This window comes from Rheinheimera lutimaris, assembly GCF_013283795.1.
Lineage (GTDB): Bacteria > Pseudomonadota > Gammaproteobacteria > Enterobacterales > Alteromonadaceae > Alishewanella > Alishewanella lutimaris.
Map to the genome: position 1 here is coordinate 1 of NZ_JABSOD010000021.1, position 21,544 is coordinate 21,544.

A 21,544-nucleotide genomic window follows, 5' to 3' on the forward strand; every position below is an offset into this window, starting at 1 on the left:
GTTTTGAAATACCTGCAAGCGGTTATTTAAGAAAACTGTTTAACCGCTGTTTAAATGAGCAAAAGCAGGTTTTACCGAACCACAGCTTTACGGCTATTATACTCAGCAATCATCTGCTGCATTTGCGCTTCGTCGTATGGCATCAGGTTACTTAGTATCATACGTTTCTCACCTTTACCGATTTGCTCTCCCTGCTCTGTTAAAGAGAACTCCAGTAATGCATTACCACGCTTACCATCAACCAATAAAGAGGAGTTCGTCAGGCTTAAGCCAACTTCCTGTTGCGGCAGGCGGCTAAAACTCAATGCCATGCTCTCATAGATAACCAATGGCCGGGTCGGATTAATCATTACCTGGTGCTGTTGCATCAGGGGTTGCAATATATGTGGAAAGTTCTGGCCGGAAAACTTCACATAATCACGGATTAAGGGTTCGATTACCGCAAGATCATGCTGACAAGCCCCGCTATGTCGCAACGACAGATATACCTTCCCCTGACTATCACAAATAGAAATAAGGTTATCCTGCTCTTTGCATTGCAGCAAAACGTCAGCCGCCACCATACCGGCAAACTGACAACTAAGTTGCTCCGTAACGCCATAACGGGTAAGTAAGTAGGAAAACAATAAATCGCCGGGGACACAAAAGCGCTTCGCGTCTTCGTCATGGATCGGATTAAAATCTGTCGCCACCTGTTTGGCAAACTCACATGCCTGTTTGCGGCTGAAACTAAAACCTTCGTCGCTTTGGTTAACGTACTTTTCTAACAACATCGATCGTTGACTCTCTTTCAGTATAAGCCGGTCATTCTACCCAAATTTACAGCTGCAATGGTCCAGCCAGTAAAAAATTACTTATCAAAGCAAAAATATGCTTGCTTTATGTACACACGCAAACTACTGTATATCCATACACTGTACAAATAAACATGCAGAGGCTGATATGTACCATCGTTTACGCGGCGCCCAATACAAGCGTTTAACCAAAACCACTTATAACGATAACAGCTTACTAAAAATACACTCTGTAACAGACAGCAATGCGTTGACGGCAGATCACTCGCGGCACAGCTTATTGCAGCTTATTCAGCAGCATCAGCACCAAAAAGGCTGGATTTTGTTGATTGCTCCCACTTATATACCTGATAAAGAGTGGGCAGAACATTATCAACTATCTTTACATAATGTCTTGGTTGTACATCAAAAACAGATTAACGATTTAAACGCGACAATTAAACAAGCACTTCGCTCTGCCAGTTGTAAGGTTGTGATTAACTTTGCCAGCCAGTTAGACCAACAACAATTGGACTCTTGTCGTAAATTGGCAGTAGGCAATAACACCTGGTTTTATCAATGTGAACAGATGCAACAGCCGCAGCTGGCACATTAACGGTATTGCATACCTGAACGACAAATATAACAACCTGAGTTAAAATAGCCGTTTTATAACGGTAAATAAGTTCAGTATGCTGTGTTATTGCGGTTCAACTAAAACATTCACTCTATGCTGCCAGCCTTTATTAACGGGGTTGGCCAGTGCAGCTGGCTGCGAGATATTAATGAGATCACGCTACAGCGCTTATTGCGTGGGTGATGTTGACTATATATACCGCACTTATCATTTATCCTGCCGTGCTGATAATCCCAAACCGGCTTTGGCTGCTTTTGCTGATAACAGTCATTTTATCGCCCTTAAAGTGCTGTCTTCTGAGCAAAGTAGCCAGCAAGGCTATGTCAACTTTAACGTCCGCTATATACAACAGAATATGCTGTACGAATTTACTGAGCGCTCCAGATTCGTGTTTGAAGATGCCTGGTATTATGTTGATGGTGTTGTGACAGACATTGCGCCGGTTAAAATACTCCGGAATGCGCTCTGCCCCTGCAACAGCGGAAAAAAATTTAAACAATGTAACCCGCACCGGCTATCCGGCAGTTAATATTCGCTTGTTAAGCCGCATTTACACCATGTAGTTGTTCCAGCACTTCATAAAGTGCTGCCGGATTAATATCCGGTTTATCGGGTGTTGTTTGTTGTAAACGTCTGCGACAGTGCAGGCTCAGACTTTGCCATACTTCAGCGGCCAATCTGCTTTTATCATCAAATTGTGTTAACGGAGGCTGATTCAGATACGTTGCTAACTTTAGCTGCGTTAATCCGCCCTGCTGTAATGCTGCGCTATGATGTTGCATTAACATAATATCGGTTTCCGTTTGGCAAAAAGTCCTGGCTTGTTGCACACCGAGTTGTTGCAGTAAGTTTTGCTCAATACGCTCTGTTAGAGCTTCTGGTGTAAAAAACTGAGCAGATTCATCAACCGCAGGTGTAAGCCATGCAAGATACATGGCGAAGTCTGCCCGTTGTGCGCTTTGCAAAGCACGATTTAACTTACCATCAAGTTGCCACTCGTTGATGACCATCGTCATATTCTGCTAATTCACCGGTAAAATTGTTGTCTTGTTGGAATTATCGGCAGTCAGACAAAAAAGTTTAGTAAATGGCTTTACATCAAAAGTAAGTTTGATAATATGCCGTCCACTCGTGGAGGGGTTCCCGAGTGGCCAAAGGGATCAGACTGTAAATCTGCCGGCACTGCCTTCGAAGGTTCGAATCCTTCCCCCTCCACCATTTCCTACTGTCATTTCTGACCATCAACACACTTACTGCACTTAAACTGTCTGCTGTACTATTCTCGTTAATGTTCTTGCTTATCTCTGTGTTATTTCCGACACTTACGTAATTCCTTTAATTACTACGTGGTGCAGATGGATAATAAGACGCTTGAGAATCAACGGGTATTAATAGTTGATGATCAACGGGCCTTTCAGCTGATGTTCAAAGGCATCCTCTACTCTATGGGCGCAACCAATGTTGCATTCGCCCCAACCGGCGAACAGGCATTGGCAAAATGTGCCAATGTCAGCTATGACATTTTGTTTGTCGATTACCACTTAGGCGTCGGTAAAAACGGTAAGCAACTACTGGAAGATTTACGCGAAAAAAAACTCCTGGCTCCCCACAGCATTTTTATGCTGGTTACCGGCGAGAATAGCGTTCCTATGGTTATGAGCGCAGTTGAGCTTGAACCAGACGATTACTTAGTTAAACCCTTCTCACAAAACGTATTACGCAGAAGAATTCAACGCATAAAAAGGAAGAAGACACAATTAGCTGCGCTGTATCAGGCGCTGTTTGATGAGCAGGCAGAACAGATTATTGAATTATGCCAGCAGGAAATTGCAACTGAAGGCCGCTATCAGCAATTTTGTAAACGGGTATTGGTCGAAAACCTGATTGCGCAACAACACTACGCCCCGGCAGAGCAGATACTGCAAGCTACATTATCACAACGACGTAATGGTTGGGCCTTGTTGTTACAGGCCAAACTCTGTTTTGCACAACAGCGTTATGAGGAGTCGTTGTTGTTGTGTCAGGAAGCAATAGAAGATAATCGTTATTTCGCCGAAGCCTACGACATTCAGGCACAAGTTTATCTCGCGCAAAAAGAGCCGGAACTGGCATTCGACAGTATTCAAACTGCGGCAGAAATAGCCCCTTTTAATATGGCCAGGCAATATCTGTTACTCGGGATCGCCAGAGAGTTAAACCATGTACCACAGCAGGTGCAGGCCAGCAAACAGCTATATGAAATTACCCGACGCTCAGTAAAACAAGATGTCGTGCATTTACTGAATTATGTACGCACCATAATTGACGCGGCAGTCAGAGCTGATGATGCCTCAGTACGTAATCGTTATCTGCAGGAAGTGTCATTAGCCCTGCAGCGGGTAAAACGCGATGACAGCATGACCCGTGAAATTAATTTTAATTTATTCGAAGACCTGTGCCAGGCCAGGCTTGAGTCACTTAATGGTGCACAGTACCAGGCAAAAAAAACCTATGCCGCTATTGCTGAGCAATTACAAGACGAACACCAGGTACTGCCGGACGCAATATTTTTGCTAAATCAGATTGGCGAATTTGAACAAGCCACAGCGCTACGTCAGTTAATGCCTGCAGAACAAATGAAGAACCCGGTGTTAAAAGCCTTGTTCAATGACCAACAAAGCTTTGTCGATCAGAAGCAGTTGCAGTTTGGTGAGCTTAATAAAGCCGGTATCAAAAGTTATAAGGCTGGTAATTACGCCGCAGCGGTAACGCAGTTTGAAGCAGCATTGGAGCTGGCACCAATGAATACCGGTAGCGCACTCAACTTAATCCAGGCATCTATCCAACTATTAAACAGTCAGCAAAAACGTAAGTCCGTCGAGTTATTTGACCGCTGTAAGAAAACCTTCCGGGTTGTCGATAATATGCCCTTACCGGAACATCACAGGGTTCGCTACAAAGAGCTGCTACAGCAGTTTGACAAACTACGGGAAGAGTTTCGCCGCTAATCAGCTTCGCTGAGTTTTTCTGCCAATTCATTAACCAGTGCACTTGCGCCAATACGCATGCCGGCGCTGGTAGCCACCTTTCCGCTGATATCTTCATACAGCTGCAGCAATGTCAGCGCCTGAGCTACAGTGCGGATACCGCCGGAGGCTTTGAAGCCAACGTCTCTTTGCGCAGCCGCTATCACAGTTAACATAATTCGGGCTGCTTCGTGCGTCACGCCAACCGGCACTTTACCGGTTGAAGTTTTAACAAAATCTGCCCCGCCCTCAATGGCTAACTCGGTAGCCTTAGCGACTTGTTGTGCAGTTACCAGCTCTCCGGACTCAATAATAACTTTCAGACAGACTCCGGCACAGGCCTGGCGTACGTCATACAGAAAGCTTTTAACAAATCCATGCTCACCGCGCAAAAGCGCCTTATAAGGCAGCACACAATCTATTTCAGAAGCCCCTGCAGCAATGGCTTGCTGAATTTGCTCACATACCAGATCGGCCGGTAAATCTCCTGACGGAAAGTTAACTACTGTCGCCAGTGCTGCCTGAGTGCGACGTTCAGACCAGGCGGCCAGCGCAGGCAGATACTGCGGGTATACACAATAAGCTGCTGCCGGCAAAGGCGGAACCGTATCAAGCCAACCTGCGAATGAATCTGCAGTGTCCGTATCTTGTAGTCTGGTGATATCAAGCAGCTTTGCCAATTGTTGCAAGCGTAATATGTTAGTCATAAGTCTATGTCCGGTAGCAATGCAGCCTGCGGGCTGTCTAAGCATTATTTATAAGCACTCTGTTGATGGCGTGGAGCTTAAACTAAATGGTGGCAAAAAAGCAAAAACAGTAACGGAAAAAATATCTGAAATATTTTTGAATTATTCTGTAGCGGCGCAGTCCTATCTTGCAGTAGTTGTTAAGTAGTATCTGTTCTCTCCTGTTTCGATGTCCTAGTGTTTGCGCCGGTTTTATGCCGGCGCTTTTTTTTACAACTCCATTTGCTGATGCTGCTGCCTGAGCCACGATTTTGCCTGCTCTGCCTGAGGATAATGCTGTCTGACCAATTGCCAGAAACGGGGGGAATGATTCAGGTGTTTAAGGTGGGCCAGCTCATGCACCACCACATAATCAGCAACCCAGGCCGGAGCCATCAGCAGGCGACGGTTAAACCCCAACTCCGTATTGTGCTTACAATAGCCCCACTTCGTTTGCCAATTTCCTATAATTACCGGACCAGCCTGTAGTTGCATCCGGCCCTGCCAATACGCTACCCGCTCAGAAAACCAGCTAACCGCCTGTTGTTGATACCATTGTTGTATTAAAACCAACGCACGACGCTGAACATTTTGCGCTGCAGTGCGTGTAGATACGGTAATAATAAGAGAATTATCAACATGTTGTACCTGTGATTTCACGCCAGACCGCAATTGCAACGGCATCATAGTGCCAAGCATCGGCACTTGCTGCTGCATCAGCCAATCGGGTTTGGTTTGTTGTTCCGAGTGTTGCAGGTGTTTTACTATCCATGGCTGCTTTTGCGCCACTAAGGTTTTAATGTCAGTCAGGCTGTATCCAAAAGGGGCCCGCACAGTCAACTTGCCCTGCTTAATCTGCAACGCCACACTGCGCCTTTTTGCACTGTAATGCAGGCTGTAACTAAAGGTATCACTTTCTATCACTAAAGCTGACACTACTTACTCCACGTACCGGCTTGTTACTGTACTTAACGTCGTCATTGTGCCACAGCTGCAAATAAAGTGTTATGATCCAAACACTTTGCCGCAAAAAACAGATTAAGGGCTTCTTCGAAAATGAAAATTATATCTTTTAATATCAATGGCATTCGTGCACGACTACATCAGTTACAAGCATTGATAAACAAGCACCAGCCTGACATTATCGGCTTGCAGGAAATTAAAGTACATGACGATGAGTTTCCGTTAGCAGATGTGCAGGCTATGGGGTATCACGTGTACCATTTCGGCCAGAAAGGCCATTACGGTGTCGCTATTTTAAGTAAAGTGCCGGCGTTAAATATGCAATATGGTTTCCCGACTGATGAGGCTGAAGCACAACGCCGTATGCTGATAGGACGTTTTGCCATGCCGGACGGCACGCCGTTGACTGTGCTTAACGGCTATTTCCCACAGGGCGAAAATCGTGACCATCCGGTAAAGTTTCCGGCTAAAACCCGCTTCTATGCCGATTTACAACAGTATCTGCTTACTCATCATACACCGGACGAACTGGTCGCAGTTATCGGGGATATCAATATATCGCCGATTGATCTGGATATCGGCATAGGCGAAGCCAATGCCAAGCGTTGGTTACGTGAAGGCAAAACATCTTTCTTACCGGAAGAGCGTGACTGGCTGCAGCGTCTGAAAGACTGGGGCTTGATTGATACCTTTCGTGCATTACACCCGACAGCTGATGCACAGTACAGTTGGTTTGACTACCGCTCTAAAGGTTTTGATGATAATCGTGGCTTGCGCATAGATGTAGTGATGGCAACAGCACCACTGGCGCAGCGCTGCATTGAAAGTGGTATTGATTATGAACTGCGTGGAATTGAGCGCCCGTCTGACCATGCCCCGGTATGGTCAGTGTTTAACTAATTCAGCTTAAAAAACATGAGTGGCTGTAACAACCTACAGCCACTGCTTAATAAACGTTTTGTCCAATTGCTGATAAGCCTTTTGCAACAATAAGGCTAAGTCTTTATAACTGCCCGGTTGTGACACCGGTGCCAGCTGAATACCATGTTGCTGCATTTGTTGGCTGATGTGTTGATACCAGGCCGCAATTGACGGCGGCAGCGGCGTTGCCGAGCGCACGCCTAACCAATACCAGCCCTGCAACGGTAAAGCCGCCAGAAAAACCAGCATAGTAATAATTTGCGGTAAATGCGCCAGTCCCAGGTAGCTTAACTGCACAGCAGCACAAACCAGAGCCAGTGCCGGTAAATAACGCCACGCAACAGAAGTAAGCAAAATCACCTTATTTTCCACAAACAAGCCGTTCAATTCAGCTTTAGCCGGCCATTGCTTACTGTACTCCCGCCCTGCACGCAAGGTTGTATAAAGCGGATACTGCATTACTACCCCCAACTTCGTCAGACTTCTGCTAAACGATAGCATAAAATCTACCCGGTTACCTCTGTCAGGGTGACAGCTAAGCAAACGAAGCGGCCGCCGATGCAAATAACTTAGAGAAAAACGCAGAATACAGCAGTCACAGCACGCTTTTTTAACCGGAAAACATCAGACAGTTACATGCTTTAGCATTAGCAGATACTAAAACAGTGTTTTTAGCGCTATTTACTAAAGCTTTAAGTTAAAGCTAACCTAACAAAAAATATGCCAATACATAATGCTTTTAAATTACATGCAGATAGCAACGTTAAACAGTGTTACACACAAAGTTATCCACAAAATCTGTGGACAACCCTACGTCATATATTGCAGCGAAACAAACCCTGCTGTCAGGTTATTTGCCAGCACAAATGTCACTTTCAACAAAGTTTCATTATAAGTGCGTCAAATTGTCACATTTAGCATTTCAGCTATTACCGGCTAAGCGTCTTCTAACGCCGGTTTCTGTAACAACAACCCGCGAAGATGTCTTGAGTCCGGGCTGACAACTGGATTAGGATACGGGTCTGTATTACTTTACGGATATACTGCTGTTGTTAACCTGGCTACCTCAATTAACCGGACTTGACGGTATCGCTGTTAAAAGCCCGGCTACCGGCATGGTGTTACCCTTAAGCGCACATCCGGATCTGTTATATAACGCAAACGTCTTAGCACTGGCTTTGTGTATCAAACTACAGCACGGTACACTGACAGCGCCGTTTGCCGGACACTATAGTGCGTGCTTGCAAAGCAATCGCCGGTTACGCTTCAGGCATAGCAGCGGTTTAACAGCCCAACTGGATTTGCCTCACAGCGTAACGAACAGTAACGGCAAAGGCATGATTACGCTTACCCATGCTGACAGTATGGTGCGTGCCGGACAGCCTGTAGTAAAACTTGATTTGCAGTACCTGCAAAACGATAACAGCAGTTGTTATGCGGTATTAATGTTATTGCCGCACCCTGCTATACAAAATGTATTCTGCGCCGAACATTATGTAGAGGCAGCAAGCGATACAGCAATTATTATTCAGCTTAATAATAAGTAACCCATATGACGATTATCTACGGTATTAAAAATTGTGACACCATAAAAAAGGCCCGTAACTGGCTGGAACAACAGCAAATTCCCTATCAATTTGTCGATTACCGCACCGACGGATTAACGGCTGAACAGTTAAAAAAGTTCAGTCAGCACTGTGGCTGGCAAAATTTACTCAATACCCGCGGAACAACTTACCGCCAACTGCCTGACAGCGACAAAACGGCTCTGGATGAATCAAAAGCACTGGCGCTGATGTTAGCGCAGCCGGCAATGATAAAGCGGCCTTTGTTAGTGCACAATAACGAATATCACCTTGGGTTTAAGCCGGCAGATTATCAACGTATTTTCGGACTATCAGCATGACAGCAAACAGCGCGGTAATTGCGTTAACCAAAGATCTTATCTCCCGTGCCTCTGTTACGCCGGAAGATGCCGGCTGTCAGCAATTGATGGCTCAGCGCCTGGCTGCAGTAGGGTTTGACATTGAAGTAATGCACTTTGAAGACACATTAAATATGTGGGCCAGACGTGGCAGCGGTAAACCGTTATTCTGCTTCGCCGGTCATACCGATGTGGTTCCAACCGGACCGCTGGAGCAATGGCATACACCACCGTTTGAACCCACTATTATCGGCGACACTCTGTATGGCCGCGGCGCCGCAGATATGAAAGGCAGCCTTGCCGCTATGGTTGTTGCCACAGAGCGCTTTTTGCAGCGTTTCCCGACACCCAAGTTCGACTTAGCTTATCTTATCACCAGTGATGAGGAAGGCCCCTTTATCAACGGTACCAAAAGAGTTATCGAAACCCTGGAAGCGCGAAACGAAAAAATTAACTGGTGTATTGTCGGCGAGCCGTCCAGCAGCCAAAAAGCCGGCGATGTGGTTAAAAACGGCCGGCGCGGTTCCTTAACCGGACATTTAACCGTAAAAGGTATTCAGGGGCATGTTGCCTACCCGCAGCTGGCCGATAATCCGGTGCATAAAGCGGCAGCAGCTCTGGCTGAGCTGGCAGCGGAGCAATGGGATAACGGCAATGCTTATTTTCCGGCTACCAGCTTCCAGATTGCCAATATTCATGCCGGCACCGGGGCCTCAAATGTGATCCCCGGTGAGTTAAGCGTCATGTTTAATTTTCGCTACAGTACACAAAGCACTGCCGAACAACTGCAACAGCGTGTGATCGCCCTGCTGGATAAACACGGCTTGAACTATACTTTGGACTGGACATTAAACGGCCTGCCGTTTCTGACAGATAGCGGCAGCCTGGTGGCAGCAACCGTCAAAGCGATTTATCAGGTACAAGGCTTTGAAACCCGGTTGGAAACCAGCGGCGGCACTTCAGATGGCCGTTTTATTGCGCCAACCGGCGCCCAGGTAGTTGAACTTGGCCCTTGTAATGCCACTATTCATAAAATTAACGAGTGCGTGTCAGTCACCGATCTGGAGCAATTGGTCAAAATGTACGAAGCCATATTGGAACAACTAGAACTGAGCCTATGACCGCCATTAGCAATGCTATTCTGACCGGCCTGAGCGAACAGCATCTGCTAACCGGGCCGGACGGTTTTATGTTGCATAAAGACGTTGCAGGCCCCTTTACTGCGCTGTGTAAAGCGGCTCAAGCACAAGGCATGGACATAAGAATTGTTTCGGCGTTTCGCTCATACCAGCGTCAGGCTGCGATCTGGCAAGCAAAACTCAGCGGCCAGCGTCCGGTGTATGATCTGTCGGGTAATACCGTTGATATCACTGTACTAACCGGCAAAGCTAAACTAGACGCAGTGCTGCTGTATTCGGCTTTACCAGGCGCCAGCCGTCACCATTGGGGCACCGAGTTGGATGTGTACGATGCCGCCGCCGTAGCCGCGGATTATAAGCCGCTACTTAACCCTGCCGAATATGCCCCCAACGGCCCGTTTTACCGTCTGCATCAATGGCTGAGTGTTCATGGTGCGCAGTTTGGTTTTTTTCAGCCATACCGCCAATTTCAGGGCGGGGTTGCGGCTGAGCCCTGGCATCTAAGTTATCAGCCGCTGGCCAGTCGCTATCTTGCAGCCTTTAATGCAGACACACTTAAACAATGCATTACACAATTTCCGCTGGCGGAGCAACAACTGGTGCTGACTCATCTGGACAGCATATTTCAGCAGTACGTTGTAAACATTTGCGAAACAGCGCCATGAACTGGCCGCTGTTTTGGGCATTGACACTGGCGTTTGGCTTCGTGCTGGGGAATATTATGCTGCTAAAGCACGCGGCAAAGTTGAAGATGCCCTCTGCGCCGAAACAACAAGAGGGCAATACCGGCAAAATTATCGGGCAGAATGATCCTGCTCAGCAGAGCCCTCAGCGCGGTCAAACGCCGAATAGCCCTGAATAAAACGTTGCAGTTGATCACGTAAATTCGGTGGCGTGCCTTTAATCAACAGAGTGTCGCTGTGCGCATCATATTGCACCCTGTCGCCGAGCAGCTTTTGCTCAAAACTTAACGACAAACCGGCGCCCTGTCCGCTGAATTTGATCAGTTTTTTCAGCTCTTTCACTTCCACCGGAAATTGCTCTGCCACCTCAAGTTGCTGCTCCTGGCAATAACGCAAAAAGCCCTGTTGTTCCTGTTCGTCAATTACGGCGGACAACTCGGTTAGCCGCACATCCTGGCCGGCTTTGGCACGCTCTTCACAGTAGCTGAACACTTGTTTACGGGCGTCGTTCTTTTCGTTGTTATCAAATTCTGCCGCGGTGAAGTATTCCTCCACTGAGGCCAGTACCACTTTACTGTTCACTTTAGCATCCGTACCTTCTTCACAGCCGAGAAAATCAAGAAAAAAGTCCGCCACCTTACGCCCGGCGCGGCCACGGATAAAACTGATATACTTACCCTGCTCCGGTGAGCTTTGGTATTCGGTTAAATCAATCCGTGCAGCCAGTTGCATCCGCGCAATATCTAAATGACGTGATGTCGCCAGCTCCAGATCTTCAGTTAATGAAAAATGATCCTTGCTGCCTAATAAGCAAAACAACAGGTAGTCACTAGCCAGATAGCGATAGTGACAAACCAATAAATAACCGCTTTCCGGCAGCTGATGCGCCTGTAATTGTTGCTCCAGTGCTGCGGTTGACGTGTTGGCCAATACCAGAAAATCTGAGGTTTGCTTTTGCCAGTCATGCAACACAGTCATCACCTGCGGATCTTTAGCGGCATTAAAAGCAGCATAGCCCTTGGCCGGTTTACCGTTGTATGCCAGATGCAACTGCTCGACCAAATGCGCTACAGCTGCCGTAGGTGCAACCAATGACGGCCGGTAATGCGCTTTGCTCTGCGTCTGCTCGTCCAGCTCAAGGTAATTTATCGCCAACTGCTGTACATCTACTGACATAATTTTTCCTGTTTAAAATGAATTCTGTTACTATTCTACCTGTTTAAACCACATGACTTGCGGATAATTCATGCCAATTGTATCAAAGTATTCCACCGCGCAGATTGAAAAACTGGTAAATCAATTACTGGACGTACTGCACAGCGAAAATGCCACCACCGAATTAAGCTTAATGTGTTTGGGTAATGCTATCAGCCATGTGGTAAACAGCAGCGTACCTGCAGCACAACGCGAAGCCGTGGTCAGCCACTTTAACCAGGCATTAGCTGATGCCGTAACAAGCAAAGCAAACTAAGCGCTTATGGTGCTGGAAAATAATCTGTCATTGGTTAAAAAAGTAAACCGCCTGCTGAATTGGGGCCATTGGTTCAGCTTTTTTAACATTCTGTTGGCGCTGGTAGTCACATCGGCTTATTGGTTATCAGAGCCCGGCCCGGTGTCTGCACTGGGCTGGTTGTATCTGCTGCTGAACTGGATTGGCCACACCGCCTTTTTGTGTTTTATGTTCTTTATCCTTACCGTGTTCCCGGTGTCACTGATATTTCCTTATCAGCGACATGTGCGCGGCATGGCCGCCATACTGGCAACTACTGCCCTGGTGATATTGATTTTCGATGCTTACGTCTACGCCAGCCTCGGCTATCACATTGGCAGCGCCTCGTTTGAGCAGGCCGCAGAGCTGCTGCGCCAGCAAATTGTGACTAACTTACGTAATTTTGTGCTGATTGTACTGGCCGTCGGCGCCATCTTACTGGCGGTTGAGCTGACAATAAGTAATTACTGCTGGAAGAAAGTAGAACGCTTAAAGCAATCCGGTGTAGCTGCGCCGTTATTCGGCATTTTTATCGGCAGTTTTATGCTTAGTCATCTGCTGCATATCTATGCTGACGCTAATTTAAAATATGACGTAACCCGGCAAGACAACGTACTGCCCTTATCATATCCGGCAACCGCCAAAACATTTTTAGCCCGATACCAGTTGGTAGACTTAAACAGCCGCGCTCAGCGCCAGTTAGATAAACTCAGCTTGCCGGGTCAGCTTGACACCGGTAGCGCACTGCAGTGCAGCGCTGAACAAGGCAAAGCCACGACATTGTTATTGATCAGTGAGCAACTGACCACAGCACAGCAGCGCATTCTGAGCCAACAGGGTTTAAAACCACTGGAGCAACACTTTGCGCCGCGCACAGCAAACGAAGCCATGCTGAATTTGTTGTACGGTAAGTTTTGGCTTGATGATAGCAGCCAACTGCCGCTGGACGCTCCACCTGGCTGGCTGGCACAGCTACCACCGGCCTTACTCAGCATAAGCCGTGATAACAATACGCCGGTGGTAAATCTACCGTGGCTGACAACAACTGCTGCTGCGACCAAATATGCCATTATTTTTGACAATGCCCCGGAGCAGCGCTGGTTGCAATATAAGCAATACAGCAACATCGTCGTGATGACTGCCAGCGGTCGTCATAATCAATTTAATCTGGCGCCGGCACAGGTATGGTCTAACTGGACAGCACTGCGCCAGCTACAGCAACACCAGGTTACCCAGCATCTGGATTGGTTACCCACCTTGTTGGCGCAAGCCGGTTGTAATTCGCACGCCAGCTGGCTGGGTGACAACCTGCTGAAACCTCAGCCGTTACCCAAGCTTAATATCAGTGGCCAGGAAATCATCAGCTTCAAAAAAGATAAAATGGTGATACTGCGCGCCGACGGCAGCTATGGTGTATGGTCTGCCGGTACCTTAGTGCCGCTGCAAGACAAACTGGACTTACCGATGTTAACCGATGCCTTAAAACGTATTGAGCAAATAAGCCACTAAGATGCTTTGCACGACACTTTTAACCACCTGCTCAGGCATTACTAATGCTGTGTTGTATCAGGCCGCTTCGGCGGCCTGCCGGCTAATTCTAACTCAGCCAGATGTAACATATTCGTCAAAGCTATCGGTGCCGCCGGCGTCGAAAAACGCTCAACATAAGCTACCGCCGCATCTTTTAACATCTGTTGGCACAGTTGATCGTAGACACTATAACCATCATAGGCCAACGGCTCGTTTAAGGTTGCCAAACCCACCTCACGCTGCCGGCGCATAAACCAATGCAGTAAAAACTCATACTGTTTTACATCCAGCCACTGCCGCCAATCCATATCTGTCTCCGTTAATGCGATTGCATGGCATTGTACGTCAGTATTGATAAAAGCGATTACAGCAAACAGATTAATTCACTTTAAACAATAATAAGAACCGCTATCATCTATTTCACAGCTAAGATAGAGGACAGCGCCATGACTAAGACCATCACTTTTGCCATTATGCATTTTACTATCGCCTTTGCCGTTACCTACCTGATCACCGGCAGCTTTGTACTGGGCGGCCTGATAGCGGTAATAGAACCGGCGGTAAACACCGTCGGCTATTTCTTTCACGAGAAAATCTGGCAAAAATACGCCAACGCTGAACTGGCGACAAAGCCGGTAAAATATTTCAGCTAAAAGCTTATTTAATCTGCTGATGGCTTAGCCTGACACCAGTGTTGCTGCTGTGCTGCAGTTAGAAAGCTCCAGGCCAGAATACGGCTCACTTTCTGGCCCTGACGCATCTCGATAACCTCTGATTGCACCACACCCACACTACGCAGCAGCTTTTGCAACGGCGCCAGGTGTTTTTGCTGTGACACCAGGCTGCTAAACCAGCATACCTGCTGTTTGAATAACTGGCTTTGCGTAATCATCCGGCTGACAAACTTAAGCTCGCCACCTTCGCACCACAGCTCATGCTGCCGGCCGGCAAAGTTACGCCGGCCACCCTGCTCTGCTTTACCCAGATTAGTCCATTTACGGTTACCGGCGGCTTCCGCTTCCGCTTGCGAAGCAAAAAACGGCGGGTTGCACATGGTTAAGTGAAAACGCTGGCCGCTTGCTATTACGCCGGAAAATATCGCCTCAGCATCCGGCTGTGCCACTATATTGATGCGTGGCTTAAGTACCGCATTGGCCGTTACAATCAGCGCGGCGGCTTTAAGCGCCACGTTGTCAATATCGCTGCCGGTTACCTGCCAACCGTAACTTTGTGCAGCAATAATCGGATAAATAACATTTGCGCCGGTACCAATATCTAACAGTTGGACCTGTTTCCTCTCAGGTAAAGCCGGATAACTACGGGCTAACAAATCGGCCAGATAATGCACATAGTCGGCGCGTCCCGGGATTGGCGGACACAAATACCCATCAGGTAGCTGCCAATATTTTACCTGATAATACTTTGCCAACAGCGCTTTGTTCAGCATCAGTACTGCCGCGGGATCAGTAAAATCAATCGTTGGCTCGCCTGCCGGGTTAGTGCGGACAAACGCAGCAAGTTGAGGCTCCGTGGCCGTCAGTTTGGCAAAATCATACCGGCCCTGATGAAGATTACGTGGATGAAGTAACTGCGGTAAAGACACTGTCGGCACCAGCCTTTGCAAAGAAAATCGGCGCTCAGTTTACCACGGCACAGCTAATATAAAGCAGCGCGACAAAAAAACCGTTACAATAGCCGCCATTGTGACCTGCCCTGTCGGGCGAACTTATGGATACCGCATGCTGGCTCTTGGAAAAATTAACCGTTTAACGGTAAAAAAACAGGTTAAATTCGGCTTTTACCTTGATGGTTTAAGTTGGGGCGAAATTTTACTGCCTAATAACGTCGCCCCGGCCGGATTAGAGATTGGCCGTGAGCTGGACGTATTTTTGTATCTGGATTCAGAAGATCAGTTAATTGCCACCACTGAGCAGCCAAAAATTAAAGTCGGCGAAGTGGCACAGTTACCGGTAGTGGCCAGCACTAAAGTGGGCGCCTTTGTTAACTGGGGTCTGAAAAAAGACTTACTGGTACCCTTTAGTGAACAGCAAATTCCGCTGAAAGAGGGACAAAAGTACCTGTTGTACTGCTATGTGGATAACAGCAACCGCATTGTGGCCTCCAGCAAACTCGACCGCCACCTGCACAAAACCACGCCGCAATATAACGCCGGCGATAAAGTGGACATCATCGTCAGCGAGCAAACCGACATTGGTTATAAAGTGATAGTAAATCACCAACACTGGGGTGTATTGTATAAAAACGAAGTGTTTAAACCACTGCGTCGCGGCGAAAAAATGCAGGCTTTTATTGTAAAAGTGCGTGACGACGGCAAAATAGATTTGCGGCTAAATGTCACGACTTACAAACAAGCACTGGAACTGACTGAGCAAGTATTAAAAAAACTGCAGCAAAATGATGGCAAACTGGCGTTAACCGATAAAAGCTCACCGGAGCTGATTTATGCCACTTTCGGCGTCAGCAAAAAAGCCTATAAACAGGCTATAGGTACCTTGTATAAAGAGAAGAAAATTGTTATCAGCGAGCATGGTATTTTGCTGGTGCCTAAAACATCATAAAACAACGCCGGGTTTAACCCGGCGTTGTTTTATCTGCAGTCGTTTTATACGCTGCGGTTTTGTGGTTTTGTCAGCACCAAATGTACAGCACTGGTAGCGCGTTCCATAAAGCCACCTTCGCAATAACATAAATAAAAATGCCACAACCGGACAAAACTGTCGTCATATCCCAGCTGATGCACTTTGTCGCGGGCATGCATAAAGTTATCACACCAATCTTTCAGGGTACGGGCATAATCAAAACCAATATCCTGCAAGTGGCGTACAATGAAATCTGTTTTACGGCTTATGGCATCAGTCATCCGGCTAACCGAAGGCAGGCTGCCGCCGGGAAACACATAGCGTTTGATAAAATCCACTTCGCGCACATATTGCTGGTAACGCTGGTCAACAATAGTAATAGCCTGCAGAACCATAACGCCTTGTGGCGTTAACAAACTTGCACACTTTTCAAAATAGGTGTCCAGGTACTCTTCACCTACCGCCTCAATCATTTCGATTGATACCAGCTTGTCATACTGCCCGGTTAAATCGCGGTAGTCATTAAACAGTAAGGTAATTTGTTGCTGCAGGCCCAGTTCTTCTATTCGGGCTTTAGCATAATCAAACTGCTGTTGCGAAATAGTGGTGGTCGTTACCTTACAGCCGTAATGCTGTGCGGCAAATATCGCCATACTGCCCCAACCGGTGCCAATTTCCAGCAGATGGTCTGTCGGCTTTAATTGCAACTTGTCGCAAATCATCTGTAGTTTATGTTGCTGAGCTTGGGCTAAATCAGCTTGCGCATGCGGATACACTGCGCTGGAATACATCATGCTGTTATCCAGAAACAACCGGTACATGTCATTACCGAGGTCATAGTGTGCGGCGATATTTTTTCTGGCTTGTTGCTTCGAATTGCGGTTACGCCAGTTAAGCAACTTTAACAGCGGCCGACCCAAGCGGGTAATTGCCGAGTCTAACTTATCCAGTGTCGCGAGATTTAGCGCAAAAATACGAACTAATGCAGTAAGGTTGTCGCAGCGCCACCAGCCATGGGTATAGGCCTCACCGCCACCTACTGAGCCTGCCATCACCATCTTCTGATAAAACGCCGGGTCCAGCACGGTAATCACCGTTTTTAACTCCGCGTGCTCATCGCCGAAACGTAAACGCTGATTGCCTTCCACTACGGTAATATCGCCATGCTGCAGCTGACTGATAAAATCTAACGCAAACTTGCGACATAAGCGGTCAAACCAGGTTAGGTTATCAAATACCGAGGCTTCTGTAAGACTCATTGTCATGCATTTTTATCCTTTGTTTTGGGGTGGGCATGAACCGGTACACCTTTAAAATACAGCTTCAGTGCATGCCAATATATTCTCAGTACAACCTGTACGTTTTGCCAGGGTTGACGGATCAGCCAACTTCGTTTCCATTTTGCCGTCAACTCATGTCGCTGTAAGCTGATCCAGGCGCTGAAAATCTGCTTATCTGCCTGACTATTTGCAATACTGCAACGTAAATTGTCCGCAGGCGGGCTGATTTGCCAGTGATACTGCATATCAAGCGGATGAAACGGTGAGACATGAAACGCCTTGTTATGCTGATAATGCTGCTCACCAGCAACAATATGTTGTAAGTAATAGTGCCGCTCATTCCACGGTGTATTGCTGACCTCGGCCAGCAAATAACAAAAATTGTTCTGCTCATCATAGCAGTAGTACAGTGTTAACGGACTGAAATACAGACCCCAGTTCGCCAGAGGCGTTAAGATAAACACCCGCGATGGCATTACAGTACCGCCAAGAGCAACCACTTTCTCACACACTGCAGCAAAGACGGTATCTGCACCGGCAAGATAATCTTTACGGCGAAAGCTCAGCGCGCCAAAGCGCTCATAGCTGATACCTTTGGCTGCAAGTGCGCTGTCATCCAGTGCCGCGCTGTCTAACCAGTAATACGCCAGCGAATAACTAAAACCATGCCGGCGGGGGGTTAACCGCAGGTGCCCCACCTCGCCCTGATACACGGCATGACCGGCTTGCATCAGTATGTAACCCCAAGCAATGCTGCTACATCTACCGCACTTTTGGCGCCATCTTCATGAAAACCGTTGTACCAGTATGCACCACAAAAGTACGTATGATTATGGCCATTTATTTTACTGCGATGTTTTTGCGCAGCCAGGGTGTAATGGTTATACACCGGGTGATCGTACTGATACACACCCAATATTTTTGCCGGATCAATCGCTGCGGTGTTATTCAATGTAACGCAAAAGGTTACCGGCGCAGTAATACCCTGCAATAAGTTCATATTGTAGGTTAAGGTGGCACGATCGTTAACGGTAGCATCGAGATTGTAATTCCATGCAGCCCAGGCACGCCGGCGTTTGGGTAATAAGCGGGTATCGGTATGCAACACTACGTCGTTTTTCTGATAAGCAATCCCCCCCAGCACAGCGCGCTCCTGCTCTGTCGCGTTGTCACCGAGCAAACGCAATGCCTGGTCACTATGGCAAGCCAGCACCAGCTTGTCGTAGTGCTCTGTGCGGCCGTCAGTAAAGGTTAGCGTTACGCCGCCATCGTCACGACTTATGGCGCTGATCTGTTGCTTCAGCTTAACGCTGTCTTTTCCCAGTTTCGCCTGCAAGGCTTCAACATAGCGTTTTGAGCCGCCTTTTATTACTGACCACTGCGGTCGGTCGTTAATATTCAGCAAGCCATGATTATTGAAAAAGCGCAGAAAAAACCGTACCGGAAATGCCGGCATATCTGCCAAGCCAGCAGACCAGATAGCCGCCCCCATTGGCATAAGATAGTTATCACGGATGGCAACGCCAAAATCATGCTTCAGCAAAAAATCACCCAAGGACAGATCTAAATCGGCATCATCGGCCGCCAGCAGCCGTTTACCCAGCTTATTAAAACGCATAATGTCGCTAAGCATAAACCAAAATGACGGCCGCAATAAATTACGGCGCTGAGCAAATAAACTGCTGAGCGTATTGCCGTTATATTCGAGGTTTTGCACGGTGTTCTTAACCGAGAAGCTCATTTCAGTGTGCTGAAAAGGCACATTGAGTTCTGCAATAAAACGATTAAATACCGGGTAAGTGCGGTCATTAAATACTATAAAACCAGTATCAATGGCATAAGTTTGCCCTGCTACTTCAACATCTACCGTTGCCGTATGGCCGCCCAGATAATCATTGGCTTCAAGCAGAGTAACATCGTGCTTTTGCTGCAATAAATACCATGCCATCATGCCCGAAATACCACCACCTACTACTGCTACCCGCATACTGCTTCCTTTATCCTGCCATACGTTGTTTAACTTTGCCGGTTAACCAGCCAAGCACCGGCAAGTGCCGGTATACCATGTCATTTAAATCATAATAATCGCGATGATAAATAATCAAACCATCCTGCCAACGCAGCACGGTACAACCTTCAACCTCGATTATCTTGCCGTTACCGATAGCCTGATGGGCAAAGCGCATACGCCAGCTTAAAAAGCCCTGGTCCGCCTGCTCCATACACGCAGAGCCGCTGAACTCACAATGTTGCAAGCGGGCGTATGCATGCTCAAAATATTGATTTAACGCCTTACGGCCGTGAATTTCATGTACCGGGTCAATAAAGACCACATCAGTATGGTACAAGCTGTCCAACAACTGCATATTATGGCTGGATAAACCATTATAGAAGTTAAGAAACTGCGCTATACGCGGTGCAGCTTCAATGTCCATCGCTACAGTATTCATCCGGGTTTCTTTACCTCAGCAAAAAGGGCTAATGTCTGCTTACGTGCTACGGCATGGTCGACCACAGGCGCCGGGTAGCCTTTAACGCCCCCCAACGTATGCGGCCAGTGCAATGCTTTGCCGTGCAACTTACTCAGCTGTGGCACATACAAACGGATAAAGTCTCCTTGTGGATCAAACTTTTCACTTTGGCTTACGGGGTTAAAAATACGAAAATACGGAGCTGCATCAGTGCCGGTAGACGCGGCCCATTGCCAGCCACCGTTGTTGGCAGCAAAATCGCCGTCAATCAGCTTTGACATAAAGTAGCGCTCGCCCAATCGCCAGTCGATGTGTAAGTCTTTCACCAGAAAGCCGGCGGCGATCATACGTAACCGGTTATGCATCCAGCCGGTTTGGTTTAGCTGTCGCATTGCCGCATCGACAATCGGGTAGCCGGTCATACCATCGCACCAGGCTTGAAACAGGCTGTTGTTGTTACTCCAGCGGATCGCGGCAGTGTCTGCCTGAAACGGTTGATGTTTAATCAACTGCGGCCAGGCTACCAAAATATGCTTATAGAATTCGCGCCAAATAAGCTCCGACAACCAGACTTCCGCACCGCTTTTATCCTGCTGCCAGCTGTCGGCAGCTTCGAGTTGCAGCCGCGCTACACACTGAGAGGGCGACAACACCCCCAGCGCCAGATAAGCCGACAGCTTTGATGTACCGTCGATGGCAGGAAAATCGCGGGCCTGATGATAATCCTGCACCTTACTGCGGCAAAATGCCCGCATCAGATCCAGCACTTCAGCTTCGGCTACCGGCCAGGCTGCTGAGCTGTTATCAGCGTTTTTCAGTGCCGGCAGTTGCGGCAGCACAAATTGCAGGTTGCTTGCCGGCAGTGCTTCAGGCTTTGCCAGACACTGCACGCCCTGCTCTTTTAATCTGCTTAACCAGGTACGCTTAAATGGGGTAAATACTTTATAAATATCACCTTGTTGCGTGCGTATTGTGCCAGGCGGCATAATGCATTGGGTATCAAAACGAATAAATTGACCGGCCTGTGCCACCACTAACTGCTCTACCGCAGCATCGCGCTGTTGTTCACGCAGCTCATATTCAGTTTGCACAAATACCTTTAACTGAAATTGCCGGCTTAACGAGGTAAATACACCGGTTACCTGCCGGTAACTGCTACCTTCGACAGCCAGCAGCGGAATATTTAACAGCATCATTTCGTGCTGTAACTGCATCACACGACGACGAATTAAATCTTGCTTTATCGGCGCCATGTCATGCTGTTGCCACGTTTGCGGTGTGGCAATAAACAACGCCAGCACTGCAGCACCGGTTCTGGCGGCATCTTCTGCGGCGCTGCATAGCACCGCATTATCAAAGTAACGCAAATCATTGCGTAGCCAAACTACATTTAATAGTTGCATA

The 21,544-nt window shown here is 47.6% G+C and carries 26 protein-coding genes and 1 tRNA gene; 14 read left to right on the forward strand and 13 right to left on the reverse strand.

The window, feature by feature from the left end:
- Window positions 1-71 precede the first annotated feature (71 nt).
- Window positions 72-773 (reverse strand): DUF3581 family protein, encoded by a 702-nt coding sequence (locus HRH59_RS15930; protein WP_173502269.1) that lies wholly within the window; start codon window positions 771-773, stop codon window positions 72-74.
- A 169-nt stretch (window positions 774-942) separates the two neighbouring features.
- Between HRH59_RS15930 and HRH59_RS15935 the strand changes: the two genes are divergently transcribed.
- Window positions 943-1,389, forward strand: a complete 447-nt coding sequence (locus tag HRH59_RS15935; protein ID WP_173502270.1) for a SulA-like leucine-rich domain-containing protein — start codon at window positions 943-945, stop codon at window positions 1,387-1,389.
- Between the two features lie 169 nt (window positions 1,390-1,558).
- Window positions 1,559-1,939, forward strand: a complete 381-nt coding sequence (locus HRH59_RS15940) for a YchJ family protein (protein WP_231702531.1) — start codon at window positions 1,559-1,561, stop codon at window positions 1,937-1,939.
- Window positions 1,940-1,949: 10 nt separating this feature from the next.
- On the opposite strand, the gene HRH59_RS15945 is transcribed toward HRH59_RS15940, so the two are convergent.
- Window positions 1,950-2,426, reverse strand: coding sequence for a VC2046/SO_2500 family protein (locus tag HRH59_RS15945; RefSeq protein WP_173502272.1), 477 nt, complete (start codon window positions 2,424-2,426; stop codon window positions 1,950-1,952).
- Window positions 2,427-2,543: 117 nt separating this feature from the next.
- Between HRH59_RS15945 and HRH59_RS15950 the strand changes: the two genes are divergently transcribed.
- Both HRH59_RS15950 and HRH59_RS15955 read left to right on the forward strand, forming a co-directional pair.
- Window positions 2,544-2,628: transfer RNA gene (locus HRH59_RS15950), tRNA-Tyr, on the forward strand.
- 137 nt (window positions 2,629-2,765) lie between these two features.
- The gene (locus HRH59_RS15955) at window positions 2,766-4,397 is read left to right on the forward strand and encodes a tetratricopeptide repeat-containing response regulator (protein ID WP_173502273.1); all 1,632 of its coding nucleotides are present in this window, start codon (window positions 2,766-2,768) and stop codon (window positions 4,395-4,397) included.
- On the opposite strand, the gene deoC is transcribed toward HRH59_RS15955, so the two are convergent.
- Window positions 4,394-5,122: a deoxyribose-phosphate aldolase gene (gene deoC / locus HRH59_RS15960; protein ID WP_173502274.1), complete on the reverse strand. Its 729-nt coding sequence runs from the start codon at window positions 5,120-5,122 to the stop codon at window positions 4,394-4,396. The genes HRH59_RS15955 and deoC overlap by 4 nt on opposite strands.
- A 249-nt stretch (window positions 5,123-5,371) precedes the next feature.
- Complete coding sequence (locus HRH59_RS15965) at window positions 5,372-6,076, reverse strand: M48 family metallopeptidase (RefSeq protein WP_173502275.1); 705 nt, start codon at window positions 6,074-6,076, stop codon at window positions 5,372-5,374.
- A gap of 120 nt (window positions 6,077-6,196) precedes the next feature.
- Between HRH59_RS15965 and xthA the strand changes: the two genes are divergently transcribed.
- Window positions 6,197-7,003 (forward strand): exodeoxyribonuclease III, encoded by an 807-nt coding sequence (gene xthA / locus HRH59_RS15970; RefSeq protein ID WP_173502276.1) that lies wholly within the window; start codon window positions 6,197-6,199, stop codon window positions 7,001-7,003.
- A 33-nt stretch (window positions 7,004-7,036) separates the two neighbouring features.
- Here the strand turns inward: xthA and yfbV are convergent, their stop codons facing one another.
- Window positions 7,037-7,525: a terminus macrodomain insulation protein YfbV gene (gene yfbV / locus HRH59_RS15975; RefSeq protein WP_231702532.1), complete on the reverse strand. Its 489-nt coding sequence runs from the start codon at window positions 7,523-7,525 to the stop codon at window positions 7,037-7,039.
- A 548-nt stretch (window positions 7,526-8,073) separates the two neighbouring features.
- On the opposite strand from yfbV, the gene HRH59_RS15980 reads away from it, so the two are divergent.
- The 5 genes from HRH59_RS15980 to HRH59_RS19595 are packed head-to-tail and all read left to right on the forward strand — an operon-like array spanning window position 8,074 to window position 10,949.
- Window positions 8,074-8,571: a PTS glucose transporter subunit IIA gene (locus tag HRH59_RS15980; RefSeq protein ID WP_173502277.1), complete on the forward strand. Its 498-nt coding sequence runs from the start codon at window positions 8,074-8,076 to the stop codon at window positions 8,569-8,571.
- Between the two features lie 5 nt (window positions 8,572-8,576).
- On the forward strand, window positions 8,577-8,930 hold the full coding sequence (locus HRH59_RS15985) for an ArsC family reductase (protein WP_173502278.1): 354 nt from the start codon (window positions 8,577-8,579) through the stop codon (window positions 8,928-8,930).
- Window positions 8,927-10,069, forward strand: coding sequence for a succinyl-diaminopimelate desuccinylase (gene dapE, locus HRH59_RS15990; protein WP_178089600.1), 1,143 nt, complete (start codon window positions 8,927-8,929; stop codon window positions 10,067-10,069). Before HRH59_RS15985 ends, dapE begins: the two co-directional genes overlap by 4 nt.
- Window positions 10,066-10,752 (forward strand): M15 family metallopeptidase, encoded by a 687-nt coding sequence (locus HRH59_RS15995; protein ID WP_173502279.1) that lies wholly within the window; start codon window positions 10,066-10,068, stop codon window positions 10,750-10,752. The genes dapE and HRH59_RS15995 overlap by 4 nt, the downstream gene beginning before the upstream one ends.
- Window positions 10,749-10,949, forward strand: a complete 201-nt coding sequence (locus tag HRH59_RS19595) for a DUF2897 family protein (protein ID WP_173502280.1) — start codon at window positions 10,749-10,751, stop codon at window positions 10,947-10,949. The genes HRH59_RS15995 and HRH59_RS19595 overlap by 4 nt, the downstream gene beginning before the upstream one ends.
- On the opposite strand, the gene yejK is transcribed toward HRH59_RS19595, so the two are convergent.
- On the reverse strand, window positions 10,882-11,946 hold the full coding sequence (gene yejK / locus HRH59_RS16005) for a nucleoid-associated protein YejK (RefSeq protein ID WP_173502281.1): 1,065 nt from the start codon (window positions 11,944-11,946) through the stop codon (window positions 10,882-10,884). The two genes, HRH59_RS19595 and yejK, sit on opposite strands and share 68 nt — an antisense overlap.
- Window positions 11,947-12,016: 70 nt before the next feature.
- On the opposite strand from yejK, the gene HRH59_RS16010 reads away from it, so the two are divergent.
- Together HRH59_RS16010 and HRH59_RS16015 are read left to right on the forward strand one after the other, a co-directional pair.
- On the forward strand, window positions 12,017-12,241 hold the full coding sequence (locus HRH59_RS16010; protein ID WP_173502282.1) for a YejL family protein: 225 nt from the start codon (window positions 12,017-12,019) through the stop codon (window positions 12,239-12,241).
- A 6-nt stretch (window positions 12,242-12,247) separates the two neighbouring features.
- Entirely contained in the window at window positions 12,248-13,768 is a 1,521-nt protein-coding gene (locus HRH59_RS16015; RefSeq protein WP_173502283.1) for a DUF3413 domain-containing protein, read from the forward strand.
- 41 nt (window positions 13,769-13,809) lie between these two features.
- Here HRH59_RS16015 and HRH59_RS16020 read toward each other — a convergent pair whose 3' ends face one another.
- Window positions 13,810-14,097 (reverse strand): hypothetical protein, encoded by a 288-nt coding sequence (locus tag HRH59_RS16020; protein WP_173502284.1) that lies wholly within the window; start codon window positions 14,095-14,097, stop codon window positions 13,810-13,812.
- A 138-nt stretch (window positions 14,098-14,235) separates the two neighbouring features.
- Here HRH59_RS16020 and HRH59_RS16025 point away from each other — a divergent pair, with 138 nt between their 5' ends.
- Window positions 14,236-14,442: a DUF2061 domain-containing protein gene (locus HRH59_RS16025; protein WP_173502285.1), complete on the forward strand. Its 207-nt coding sequence runs from the start codon at window positions 14,236-14,238 to the stop codon at window positions 14,440-14,442.
- Window positions 14,443-14,450: 8 nt separating this feature from the next.
- On the opposite strand, the gene rlmF is transcribed toward HRH59_RS16025, so the two are convergent.
- The gene (gene rlmF, locus HRH59_RS16030) at window positions 14,451-15,392 is read right to left on the reverse strand and encodes a 23S rRNA (adenine(1618)-N(6))-methyltransferase RlmF (protein ID WP_331460194.1); all 942 of its coding nucleotides are present in this window, start codon (window positions 15,390-15,392) and stop codon (window positions 14,451-14,453) included.
- 136 nt (window positions 15,393-15,528) lie between these two features.
- Between rlmF and HRH59_RS16035 the strand changes: the two genes are divergently transcribed.
- Window positions 15,529-16,368, forward strand: coding sequence for a CvfB family protein (locus HRH59_RS16035; RefSeq protein WP_173502286.1), 840 nt, complete (start codon window positions 15,529-15,531; stop codon window positions 16,366-16,368).
- 44 nt (window positions 16,369-16,412) lie between these two features.
- Here HRH59_RS16035 and HRH59_RS16040 read toward each other — a convergent pair whose 3' ends face one another.
- The 5 genes from HRH59_RS16040 to phrB are packed head-to-tail and all read right to left on the reverse strand — an operon-like array spanning window position 16,413 to window position 21,543.
- Window positions 16,413-17,654: an SAM-dependent methyltransferase gene (locus HRH59_RS16040; protein ID WP_173502287.1), complete on the reverse strand. Its 1,242-nt coding sequence runs from the start codon at window positions 17,652-17,654 to the stop codon at window positions 16,413-16,415.
- Window positions 17,651-18,400, reverse strand: a complete 750-nt coding sequence (locus tag HRH59_RS16045; RefSeq protein ID WP_173502288.1) for a DUF1365 domain-containing protein — start codon at window positions 18,398-18,400, stop codon at window positions 17,651-17,653. The genes HRH59_RS16040 and HRH59_RS16045 overlap by 4 nt, the downstream gene beginning before the upstream one ends.
- On the reverse strand, window positions 18,400-19,656 hold the full coding sequence (locus tag HRH59_RS16050) for an NAD(P)/FAD-dependent oxidoreductase (protein WP_173502289.1): 1,257 nt from the start codon (window positions 19,654-19,656) through the stop codon (window positions 18,400-18,402). The genes HRH59_RS16045 and HRH59_RS16050 overlap by 1 nt, the downstream gene beginning before the upstream one ends.
- 10 nt (window positions 19,657-19,666) lie before the next feature.
- The gene (locus HRH59_RS16055) at window positions 19,667-20,119 is read right to left on the reverse strand and encodes a nuclear transport factor 2 family protein (protein WP_231702534.1); all 453 of its coding nucleotides are present in this window, start codon (window positions 20,117-20,119) and stop codon (window positions 19,667-19,669) included.
- Complete coding sequence (gene phrB / locus HRH59_RS16060) at window positions 20,116-21,543, reverse strand: deoxyribodipyrimidine photo-lyase (RefSeq protein ID WP_173502290.1); 1,428 nt, start codon at window positions 21,541-21,543, stop codon at window positions 20,116-20,118. The genes HRH59_RS16055 and phrB overlap by 4 nt, the downstream gene beginning before the upstream one ends.
- Between the last annotated feature and the right edge of the window lies 1 nt (window position 21,544).

Coding starts and splice junctions, on each gene's coding strand:
- HRH59_RS15930 (WP_173502269.1), bottom strand. CDS start 773: ATGTTGTTAGAAAAGTACGTTAACCAAAGCGACGAAGGTTTTAGTTTC.
- HRH59_RS15935 (WP_173502270.1), top strand. CDS start 943: ATGTACCATCGTTTACGCGGCGCCCAATACAAGCGTTTAACCAAAACC.
- HRH59_RS15940 (WP_231702531.1), top strand. CDS start 1,559: ATGAGATCACGCTACAGCGCTTATTGCGTGGGTGATGTTGACTATATA.
- HRH59_RS15945 (WP_173502272.1), bottom strand. CDS start 2,426: ATGACGATGGTCATCAACGAGTGGCAACTTGATGGTAAGTTAAATCGT.
- HRH59_RS15955 (WP_173502273.1), top strand. CDS start 2,766: ATGGATAATAAGACGCTTGAGAATCAACGGGTATTAATAGTTGATGAT.
- deoC (WP_173502274.1), bottom strand. CDS start 5,122: ATGACTAACATATTACGCTTGCAACAATTGGCAAAGCTGCTTGATATC.
- xthA (WP_173502276.1), top strand. CDS start 6,197: ATGAAAATTATATCTTTTAATATCAATGGCATTCGTGCACGACTACAT.
- yfbV (WP_231702532.1), bottom strand. CDS start 7,525: ATGCTATCGTTTAGCAGAAGTCTGACGAAGTTGGGGGTAGTAATGCAG.
- HRH59_RS15985 (WP_173502278.1), top strand. CDS start 8,577: ATGACGATTATCTACGGTATTAAAAATTGTGACACCATAAAAAAGGCC.
- dapE (WP_178089600.1), top strand. CDS start 8,927: ATGACAGCAAACAGCGCGGTAATTGCGTTAACCAAAGATCTTATCTCC.
- HRH59_RS15995 (WP_173502279.1), top strand. CDS start 10,066: ATGACCGCCATTAGCAATGCTATTCTGACCGGCCTGAGCGAACAGCAT.
- HRH59_RS19595 (WP_173502280.1), top strand. CDS start 10,749: ATGAACTGGCCGCTGTTTTGGGCATTGACACTGGCGTTTGGCTTCGTG.
- yejK (WP_173502281.1), bottom strand. CDS start 11,946: ATGTCAGTAGATGTACAGCAGTTGGCGATAAATTACCTTGAGCTGGAC.
- HRH59_RS16010 (WP_173502282.1), top strand. CDS start 12,017: ATGCCAATTGTATCAAAGTATTCCACCGCGCAGATTGAAAAACTGGTA.
- HRH59_RS16015 (WP_173502283.1), top strand. CDS start 12,248: ATGGTGCTGGAAAATAATCTGTCATTGGTTAAAAAAGTAAACCGCCTG.
- HRH59_RS16020 (WP_173502284.1), bottom strand. CDS start 14,097: ATGGATTGGCGGCAGTGGCTGGATGTAAAACAGTATGAGTTTTTACTG.
- HRH59_RS16025 (WP_173502285.1), top strand. CDS start 14,236: ATGACTAAGACCATCACTTTTGCCATTATGCATTTTACTATCGCCTTT.
- HRH59_RS16035 (WP_173502286.1), top strand. CDS start 15,529: ATGCTGGCTCTTGGAAAAATTAACCGTTTAACGGTAAAAAAACAGGTT.
- HRH59_RS16040 (WP_173502287.1), bottom strand. CDS start 17,654: ATGACAATGAGTCTTACAGAAGCCTCGGTATTTGATAACCTAACCTGG.
- HRH59_RS16045 (WP_173502288.1), bottom strand. CDS start 18,400: ATGCAAGCCGGTCATGCCGTGTATCAGGGCGAGGTGGGGCACCTGCGG.
- HRH59_RS16050 (WP_173502289.1), bottom strand. CDS start 19,656: ATGCGGGTAGCAGTAGTAGGTGGTGGTATTTCGGGCATGATGGCATGG.
- HRH59_RS16055 (WP_231702534.1), bottom strand. CDS start 20,119: ATGAATACTGTAGCGATGGACATTGAAGCTGCACCGCGTATAGCGCAG.
- phrB (WP_173502290.1), bottom strand. CDS start 21,543: ATGCAACTATTAAATGTAGTTTGGCTACGCAATGATTTGCGTTACTTT.